This window comes from Frankia sp. CgKIO3 (genome assembly GCF_977946435.1).
On the sequence record NZ_CDWTMO010000160.1, the window covers coordinates 1 to 9150 of the forward strand.

Below are 9150 nucleotides of genomic sequence, written 5' to 3' on the forward strand. Positions count from 1 at the left end.
GCCTACGAGGCCGTGGAGGGGGAGGCGGCCTTCTACGGACCGAAGATCGACGTGCAGATCGTCGACAGCGCCGGCCGTGAAGCCACCCTGTCCACCGTGCAGATCGACTTCCATCAGCCAGAACGGTTCGATCTGCACTACGCGGGCCCGGACGGCGCGATGCGCCGGCCGGTCATGGTCCACCGCAGCGTCATCGGCAGCGTGGAGCGGGCCGTGGCCCACCTCATCGAGTCGCACGGCGGTGCCTTTCCACCATGGCTTGCGCCCGTCCAGCTGGTGGTCCTTCCGATCTCCGACGCCGAGGTACCCCACGCCCTCGCGCTGGTCCGGCAGGCGGCCGACCGGGGACTGCGGGCCGAGGTCGCCGGTCCGGAGCGCGGCACCCTGGGCGCGCGGGTCCGGGCCGCTCGTCTGGTGCCCTACCAGGCGATCATCGGTGCCCGGGAGGCAGCCGACGAGCGGGTCTCCCTGCGGCTGCGGGACGGGCGCCGCCTGGAGGCCCGGCCCGCCGCGGAAGTCCTGGCCGGCATCGATCTCCTGACAAGCGCGCACGGCACCGATCTATGGACCAATCCCCGGGAGGCCGGTGTCCGCCCGTAGCCGGCACCCGGTGGCCCGCCCGCTGCCCGCCGGTTGGCCTCGACGCGCGGGGGAGCGCCCGACCCGCGGGTGTTCTCAATAGACATGCGTCGACATACCAAGCGGCCCCATATTGGCGAGTATCAGTATGGGGCCGCGTTCTTTGTGGCTGGGCTGAAATTTACACGCCGCGCAGCTCCCGGTATTTACTCAGCACGTCTTTCACAGCGTCCGTCACGGGCTGTTCCTCGGTGAGTGGCGTCCAGGTGTAGGCGTCGTGTTCCTGAAGTTCGACCGGCTCAGGGCTGGCCACGTCCACGGCGAAGTTGAACTGTCGGATTTTCTTACCACTTCCTGATGCGTAGTCGAAACTGTCGAGGTAATCGCGGACGGCGGTCACGTGCAGGCCGGTTTCTTCCTCGACCTTCCGGATAAGCGCCGAATCCAGCGCCTCACCCGGCTCGACTTTTCCGCTGGGCAGCTCGAAAATCCCGCCCATGAAATCGTCCTCAGGATGTTGGAGAAGTAGCACCTTGCCGTCGTGCTGGACAACTGCGCCGACGACGAACTGCTGTACCTCGTCGCGCTCGGCCTCGGCCCGCTGTCGGACTCTCGCGGTCACTGTTCCTCAAAGAATTGTACGTGGTTGAAGCGGCGCGGCGTGAGGGTGTCGGGAAGCAACTCATGCACGCGCTTTTTGAGCTTGCCATGAAGCACGATTGCAGCCGTGTGGAGTGGCAGACTGAAGCCACCAACCAGGACGCCCAGCGCTTCTATGTCGAGTTGGGCGTGCCAGTGTTCGAGGGCAAGGCGTTCTATCGACTGGAAGGCGACAAGTTGCGGCGGGCCGCTGGTTTTCCTGTAGAGACAGGGTGAGAGCGAGATGGTTCAGACACCGACCTCGTCGCCATTATCCTGCGATGGTGTGATTGACAGCATCGCCGACAGCCATAGTCGTCATTTCCGGGAGATGGAGGGCTCTGCCGGGCCGCTCGTTAAGACCGGGCGACGGACGCGGGGATCGCGCCGGCACCTCCACTCTCCGTCAAGCATGATCTGCAGCCGCCTTGTGTTGGCGGTTGGGCGGTGAACAGGGCGACTACCTCGGCCAGGCTCGCCGGTTCCCACAGCTCCCAAGCCGTCCCGGTACGCCCCATGCCGCCCTCCTACGCCGCGCCAGACCGTCGGTCCGGCGCGTGACCTCCGGCGGGGGCTTCTAGCGGGACGATGCCCGGCTTGACCAGGTCGAGGCCGGCGAAGAGTCGAACTCGGGCCGATTCGAGCCGTCAGCAGCAACATGTACCGGCCGCGCCCGGATGAAGCCCTGGCGGGCGGCCGACGGTCCGTCGCGCCGATGATGGGTATGGCTGGGAGCGACCGAAGGGGCCGGGCCGAAGGGCCGGTCGGTGCCCATCCTGGACCCTGGAGGATCGGCTCGCCGACCGGCGGGAGCGGAGAACAGGAGGCCGCGGTGCCGTGATCCCAGATGCGGAGATCAACGAGTTGTTCGCCGTCCCGAGCCCGTGCGCGACGCTGTACCTGGGCCTGTCCGATCAGATGGACGGGATTGCGGCGGATCGGGCGGTCCGGTGGCGGCGCCTGCGCGACAGCCTGGCCGCCGACGGGGCGGATGGCGCGACGCTGGGCGCGTTGGACGAGGTCGTGGCATCCCTCGGCCCGCAGAACGCCGCTCTCGCGGTGTGCGCCGCGAATGGCAGGGTCGTCTGGTGTCATCGGCTGCGACGGCAGGTGGCGGACCGGGCCGTCTGGGGCTCGCTGCCCTGTACGTTGCCGATGCTCGCCTACCGGCAGAGCAGCGTGCCCTGCGTGGTCGTGCTCACCGACCGGACGGGCGCCGACCTGCGGGTGGCCGGGGACGGACTGCGGTTCGCCGGTGAGGTCGTCGGCTCCGACGACGAGATCGAGCGCAATGCCCCCGGCGGCTGGTCGCAGCGCCGCTACCAGGATCGTGCCGAGGACTCGTGGGATCACAACGCCGCGCAGGTCGCTGAGGCGGTGACCGAGCTGACCGAGCGGGTGGACGCCGCGCTGGTGGTTCTCGCGGGAGACGTCCGGGCCGTGCAGCTGCTGCGCAAGCATCTGCCGCCCCGGGTGACCCCGCTGGTTCACCAGCTCGAACACGGGGGGCGCCACCCCGGGCGGAACGACCGGTTCCATTCCCGGGAGGTGCGGGAGCTGGTCGAGGCCGAGGTTCGCGACCGGACCCGCGCCGTGCTCGACCGCTTCGCCGAGGACCGCGCACACGGCCGGGCGGTCGACGGGGTGCCCGCGACGCTCGACGCGCTCGTCCGTGCTCAGGTGGGCACGCTGCTCGTCGTCGACGATCCCGGCGACGACCGGGCCGCCTGGTACGGGCCGGAGCCCGCGGACGTCGCCACCGAGCCGGGCGCGCTGGCCCGGCGGGCCCGCCGGGCCGGACGGGCCGGGTCACCACCGGCCGCCGGCCGATTGGCGGATCTGGCCGTGCGGGCCGCCTGGGGCACCGGCGCGGCCGTGCGGGTCCTGCCCACCGATCTGCCCGGCGCACCGGCCGACGGTCTCGGTGCCCTGCTGCGCTACCCGTCCCCGTGACTTGCGTCGAGCGCGTCGATGATCTGCTGCCAGGGGAACAGTGCCTTCCACTCCTCGATGCCGTCGATGTCCGCCAGCGAGACTCCCTCCGGATTGTAGATCACCTGGACTCCCCACGAACGCAGGGACGAGATGTTCGCGGCAAACGCCGGGTGCTTGGCGTGCGTAGGATTCGGTGCCACGGCGATGATGACGGGGATGCCCGAGCCAATCGTCTCGTTGAGAAGGCTCAGGGCAAGGGTGTCGGCGATTCCCGCCGCGAACTTGTTGACGGTGTTGAAGGTGGCCGGTGCGACGACGATGGCGTCGGATGCCGGCCGCTCCTCGTTGTCGTCCTCCACCAGCACGTACTCGGACCGCACCCGGTGACCGGTGAGGTCGGTGAGAAGGTCGGCGTCGATGAACTGCAAAGACGACGGGGTGGCGACCACCCGCACGTCCCAGCCGGCGGACTGCACCTGCTTGACGAAGGCGGGAAGGTCCCCGGCGGGGTACCCGCCACCGCAGGCGAATACGTAGAGATTGCGATTCCCGTCGGTCATGGCGAAACCTCATTGTGATCGTTTTGGAAGATCGCTGCGGTTTTCGTCTCGTCGAGCACTCTGTCGTGCCGCGTCTCGTCCTCGGGTCAGGAAATGCTTTTCTATACCGAAAAATCAAAGTTATCAACACCGGATCCTGATCCGGATCCGGTGCAGGTCGTCCCTGCCGGGGCGGGGCAGATCAGATCCGGGTGAAGGCCTCCGCGTCACGACGGAAGCGGTCCAGCTCGGTAAGACTGATCGTCGGCCGGGCCAGCCGGGCGGCATCCAGCAGGTCCTGCGTGCTCAACGGGGTTACCACCGGGCCGTGGCCGCCCCCGCCGCTCTCCGCTCCCGCCCCGGCGCCGACCTTCGCCCCGTCGGCGGCCCGGTGGAAGGCGGCGGCGGCGGAGCGCTGCACGACCGCCGAGAGATCGGCCGGCGTGAACAGGTCGGTGGCCGCGACGACGGCGTCCAGATCGATGTCCCCCTTGTTCGCGACCCGGTCCAGCAGCCCTTCGAGCAGCACCCGGCGCCCCTTGGCGTCCGGCGGCCCGACAGGGAGGACGAGATCGAACCGGCCGGGCCGGATGAACGCGGGATCCAGCGCCGAGACCGCGTTGGTCGCGCAGATCAGCAGCCGGCCCTGCACCCCGCGGAACTGCGGGATCGCCTTGAGTAGCTCGTTGACGACGGACTGGTTCTCCGGCCGGGTCTCGCGTGACTGGGCGATCTCGTCGACCTCGTCAATGAACACGACGACCCGCTCGACCCCCATGAGGTCGTTGATCGCTGACCGCAGCTCGGCGGCGAGCCCACTGCCGCCGGAGGCCAGCCGTGAGGGCAGCAGCTCGACGAACGGCCATTCCAGCCGGGCGGCGACCGCCCGGGCGAAGGACGTCTTGCCGGTGCCGGGCGGCCCGAACAGCAGCATCGCCGTCGGGATGACGACTCCGTATGCCTCGGCGAGCTCCCGTTCCCGGACCGGCAGCAGCAGCCGCTTCTCGATGAGCGCGCGCTCCTCCTCCATCCCGGCGAGGTTGGACCACTCGGAGGTGCTCAGCAGCGCGCCGCCCCACCGCTCGACGGTGGAGACGTCCGCCGGGCGCAGGGGAACCTGCTTGTCGTAGAGTACCTGCCCGGTAGCGGTGAAGCCGCGGTTGAGGAACGCCTCCTCACCCGGCTGCCCGGGGGTGATCAGCGTGGTGATCCGCCGGCAGCCGGCGTGCAGGAGCAGGTTCTCCACGCTCTGCAACAGGCTGGAGCCAATGCCGTGGTGACGCCAGGCGGGCGCGATGGCGACCGTGAGCACCCGGCCCTGGCCGCCCTCCTTGCGCCCGACCGCGGCACCGACGAGATGCTCGCCCGCGACGGCGACCACCGCGGGGGACTCGGTGTCCGGGAGTTCGTGCCGCAGCGCCAGCACGGTGTCGGTGAGGTTGATGGGCGGGCCGCCCGGGGTGCTCCGCACTTCCTCCAGCAGGCGTACTGTCGCCGCGTAGTCGACGGTCTCGTAGGGACGGATGTGCCAGATGGGCACGCTGGCTCCTTCAAGTCGGTCACCGACGGATCGTCGACTCGACAATGCCCTTCTGTTCCGCCCCGATCAGCAGGGACTGACGAAGCTTTCTGGCGGGACCTTGGGACCGCCACCCCCGGCCGAAGGCAATCTTCGTGCCTGTAGGTGCTCCCTTGGGCGGGGCGGCCCCTACTCCTGCGCGTTCCGGTGGTGATGATCAGGACGGGCGATCTCAGCCGAGTGTTCTGGCCGCTCGGCGCGGCGCCAGGCGGCGTCGGTGAGTAGACGCAGTCCGTTGAGGCCGACGATGACGGTGGAGCCCTCGTGGCCGGCGACTCCCAGCGGCAGCGGCAGGGTGCCGATCAGGTCCCAGATCACCAGGCCAGTGATGAACAACGCGGCGATGACGAGGTTCTGCACTACCAGGCGGCGGGCCCGCTGCGCGAGGGCGACGACAGCGGGGATGGTGGCCAGTTCGTCGCGGACCACCACGGCGTCGGCGGTGTCGAGGGCGAGGTCGGAGCCGGCGCGGCCCATGGCGATGCTGGCGTAGGCGGCGGCGAGTGCGGGGGCGTCGTTGACGCCGTCGCCGACCATCAGCACCTTCCGGCCGGCCTGCTGGAGGTTTTGGACAGCGGTGACTTTGTCCTGGGGTAGTAGACCGGCGCGGACGTCGGCGATGCCGACCTCGGCGGCGAGGTGGGCGGCGGCGCGCGGGTTGTCGCCGGTGACCAGGACAGGCGCGGTGCCGGTCGCCGTGGCCAGGGCGGTGATGGTGGCGGCGGCCTTGTCGCGCAGCCGGTCGGCGATGCCCAGCACACCCACCGGGGTGTCGTCCAGGATGACCAGGACCGCGGTACGGCCCTTTTCTTCCAGGCGGGCGGCCACCGCGGCGGCCGGGTGCCGGGAGCGGCTGCCCAGCAGCCGTACGGGGCTGCCGACCGCGACCGGATGGCCGTTGACGGTGGCGGTCACGCCGGTGCCGGCTGTGGAGGTGAAGGTCTCCACCGGCGGGATGTCCAGTTCGCGGGTGCGGGCGGCTGCCACGATGGAGTGGGCCAGCGGGTGCTCGCTGGGGTGCTCGGCCGCCGCCGCCAGCGCCAGCAGGCCGTCCTGGGTAAGGCCGGAGGCGGCCAGCGGCTGGATGTCCGTCACCCGAGGGGTGCCTTCGGTGAGGGTGCCGGTCTTGTCCAGCGCGACGGCGTCGACCTGGCCGAGGCGTTCCATGACCAGCACGGACTTGATCAGGACGCCGTGGCGGCCGGCGGTGGCGATCGCGGACAGCAGCGGGGGCATGGTGGCCAGCACGACCGCGCACGGCGATGCGACGATCATGAAGGTCATGGCGCGCAGCAGCGTCGGTTGCAAGGCAGCGCCGACCAGCAGCGGTAGCGTGAACAGCGCCACCGTGACCGCGACCATGCCGAGGCTGTACCGCTGCTCGACCTTCTCGATGAACAGCTGGGTCGAGGTCTTGGTCTTCGAGGCTTCCTCGACCATAGCCACGATCCGGGCGATCACCGAATCCGCCGGGTCGCGCTCGACCTTCACCCGCAATGCGCCGGTGCCGTTCAGGGTGCCGGCGAACACCTCGTCCCCGGTCTCCTTCACCACCGGCAGCGGCTCGCCGGTGATGGTGGCCTGGTCCACCCCGCTCGCCCCGTCCAGAACCCTGCCGTCGGCGCCGATGCGTTCGCCGGGCCGCACCAGGATGGTGTCGCCCGTCCTCAGCCGCTCGGCGAGCACCGTCTCCTCGGTGCCGTCGTCGTCCAGGCGGCTGGCGGTGGCGGGCGCCAGATCGAGCAGGCCGCGCACGGAGTCTGCGGTCCGGGCGGTGGCGACCGCCTCCAACGCCCCGGAGGTGGCGAAGATGACGATCAGCAGTGCCCCGTCGAGCACCTGCCCGATCGCCGCCGCTCCCAGCGCGGCCAAGACCATCAGCAGGTCCACATCCAGCGTTTTCGCCCGCAGCGCCTGAAGGCCCGCCCAGCCCGGTTCCCAGCCGCCGGTCACGTACACGGCCGCATACAACGGCCCCCACGCCCACGCCGGCGCTCCCAGCAGGTACAGCGGCAGCGCCAACAGGAACAGCACGAGCGCCGCAGCCGCCCAGCGGCTCTCGGGCAAGGCGAAAACCCGGGTGTGGCGCCTGCGCGCCGCCGCCTCGCCGGCGGCGCGGGCAGCCGTCGTCGGACGGGCCATGGCGATCGACATCGGTAGCGGGATCCTTTGCGCGCGACGGGCACAGTGACAGCTCGACCACCATACAAGAACAGATGAACAAATGCTCATGTAAGCATGATTGGGCGTATACCATGGCTGCGTGGGTCATGGAGCCGCACCGCCTGCCAGCTACGTCCCGCGTACCCGCCTGGATGCGGTCAGCGCCGCGAAGGTCGCCACCACTCTCCAAGCGCTGGCGGCCCCGTCGAGACTGTTGATCCTCGCCCGGTTACGCGAGGGCCCGCTCGCCGCGACCGAGCTGGCCGCCGAGGTCGGTCTGGAGCAGTCCGCCTGCTCCCACCAGCTCCGCCTGCTGCGCCATCTCGGCCTCGTGGCTGGCACCCGCAAAGGCCGCTCCGTGGTATACTCCCTCTACGACAACCACGTCGCCGAGCTCCTTGACCAGGCCCTCTACCATGTCGAACACCTCGGCCTCGGCTTCGCGGACACCCCCGCTACCGACGCCGAGCCGGAGCGGGAGACGGCGACCGCCCCGAGCGCCTGACGCGCCGACCACGTATCCCGCCCGTGCCGGTGGAGGCGAGGTCGCGCCGTCCCCAGGCGCGGACGGCCAAGTCTCGCGGTCAATGGTCCGGGGAAGAGGGATCCGGGCAAGAGGCAAGGCGGTGCCCATCGAGCGCTCTGGAGGTGGCCGCGGGGGCGGACTGGAACGCCGATACGGACTTCGACGTCCGGCTGCAGGGCGTGCCGCTCACCAATCGCCGTCCGGATGTCGTGGTGTATCGCGCGGACACGATCGACGTCACGCCCACCCGTCCCGAGCACGTGCTGCTGGTTGTGGAGATCGTCTCGCCGGGGTCGGAGACCACCGACAGGATCGTGAAGGTGGACCAGTACGCCAGGGCCGGCATCGCTTTCTACTGGCGGGTCGAGCAGGCCGCTACCGGTGTTCCGCTGGTGTACACCTATGTCCTCGATCCGGCGAGCGGGGCCTACCGGGATGGAGAGGTATTCACCGGCGTGGTCAAGGTCTCGGCTCCCTTCGCGGCAGAGATCGATTTCGGTCAGCTCTGATACCCATCCTTTGCCGGCGCTCCGCGAAGGAGCGCCGAGTGCGACGGGCCGGGGCGCTGGCTCCTGTCCGCCTAGGGCGTCGTGCGGCGATGGGCGCGACGGTCCGGCCAGGCCAGCAGCAGGTAGTCCAAGACGGACAGGGCGACGGACAGGTCGAGCCGTCCGGCGTTGAAGTAGATCTCGTCGTGGATAAGCAGGCCTTCGTCGACGATGACCCGGCGGTTCCTACCGGGTTGGCCTTCGTGTCCTCGGCGCTACCTACAGTACAGCCTACGGGGTTGATCGGCTGGGAGGTGGCATGAGGTTCGCGCCCGTCTGGGCGCGGGCCTTCCTGTCAGGTGAGGAGGTCGAGGAGTTCGGTGAGGGAGTCGATGATGTGGTCGGGTCTGGCTGTGTGCAGGGTGCGGGTGGGGGTGTAGCCGTTGGTGATGGCGACGGTTTGGTAGCCGGCGGCGCGTCCGCTGTGGATGTCGTAGGCGGTGTCGCCGATGTAGAGGGCGCGGGTGGTGGTGCGGCGTTGGCGCAGCTGGTGGGTTTTGTCGGTGACGTCGCCGTCGAGGAAGTGTAGGAGGGGGTTGAGCCCGCCGGTGTGGGCGTCGGCGTGGACGGTGGCGGTGCTGGCGGCGGAGACGACGCCGAGGGTGGCGCCGTAGGCGGTGAGGCGGGTGAATGCTTCGGTGG

General features: G+C 69.8%; 10 protein-coding genes. 5 read left to right on the forward strand and 5 right to left on the reverse strand.

Features of this window, described 5'->3' with window-relative positions; genetic code table 11:
- A partial coding sequence (locus AC08OJ_RS16065) for an aminoacyl--tRNA ligase-related protein (RefSeq protein ID WP_476596152.1) occupies window positions 1-600 on the forward strand: 600 nt, incomplete at its 5' end.
- A gap of 160 nt (window positions 601-760) precedes the next feature.
- Here AC08OJ_RS16065 and AC08OJ_RS16070 read toward each other — a convergent pair.
- A complete protein-coding gene (locus AC08OJ_RS16070; RefSeq protein WP_476596153.1) occupies window positions 761-1201 on the reverse strand; it encodes an NUDIX hydrolase in 441 nt (146 codons plus the stop codon).
- A 14-nt stretch (window positions 1202-1215) separates the two neighbouring features.
- Between AC08OJ_RS16070 and AC08OJ_RS16075 the strand changes: the two genes are divergently transcribed.
- Both AC08OJ_RS16075 and AC08OJ_RS16080 read left to right on the forward strand, forming a co-directional pair.
- Window positions 1216-1455, forward strand: coding sequence for a GNAT family N-acetyltransferase (locus AC08OJ_RS16075; protein WP_476593874.1), 240 nt, complete (start codon window positions 1216-1218; stop codon window positions 1453-1455).
- A gap of 600 nt (window positions 1456-2055) precedes the next feature.
- Complete coding sequence (locus AC08OJ_RS16080; protein ID WP_476593873.1) at window positions 2056-3171, forward strand: baeRF2 domain-containing protein; 1116 nt, start codon at window positions 2056-2058, stop codon at window positions 3169-3171.
- Here the strand turns inward: AC08OJ_RS16080 and AC08OJ_RS16085 are convergent.
- The 3 genes from AC08OJ_RS16085 to AC08OJ_RS16095 form a co-directional block, all read right to left on the reverse strand.
- On the reverse strand, window positions 3156-3713 hold the full coding sequence (locus tag AC08OJ_RS16085) for a flavoprotein (protein ID WP_476593872.1): 558 nt from the start codon (window positions 3711-3713) through the stop codon (window positions 3156-3158). The genes AC08OJ_RS16080 and AC08OJ_RS16085 overlap by 16 nt on opposite strands.
- A gap of 181 nt (window positions 3714-3894) precedes the next feature.
- On the reverse strand, window positions 3895-5232 hold the full coding sequence (locus AC08OJ_RS16090) for an ATP-binding protein (protein ID WP_476593871.1): 1338 nt from the start codon (window positions 5230-5232) through the stop codon (window positions 3895-3897).
- 168 nt (window positions 5233-5400) lie between these two features.
- Window positions 5401-7425 carry a heavy metal translocating P-type ATPase gene (locus AC08OJ_RS16095; RefSeq protein ID WP_476596154.1) on the reverse strand — a complete coding sequence of 675 codons (2025 nt, stop codon included), beginning with the start codon at window positions 7423-7425 and terminating at the stop codon, window positions 5401-5403.
- Window positions 7426-7534: 109 nt separating this feature from the next.
- Here AC08OJ_RS16095 and AC08OJ_RS16100 point away from each other — a divergent pair, with 109 nt between their 5' ends.
- The gene (locus AC08OJ_RS16100) at window positions 7535-7939 is read left to right on the forward strand and encodes an ArsR/SmtB family transcription factor (protein ID WP_476596156.1); all 405 of its coding nucleotides are present in this window, start codon (window positions 7535-7537) and stop codon (window positions 7937-7939) included.
- Between the two features lie 29 nt (window positions 7940-7968).
- On the forward strand, window positions 7969-8469 hold the full coding sequence (locus AC08OJ_RS16105) for a Uma2 family endonuclease (RefSeq protein WP_476593877.1): 501 nt from the start codon (window positions 7969-7971) through the stop codon (window positions 8467-8469).
- Window positions 8470-8803: 334 nt separating this feature from the next.
- On the opposite strand, the gene AC08OJ_RS16110 is transcribed toward AC08OJ_RS16105, so the two are convergent.
- On the reverse strand, window positions 8804-9150 hold a 347-nt coding region (locus tag AC08OJ_RS16110), incomplete at its 5' end, for an HAD family hydrolase (protein ID WP_476596157.1).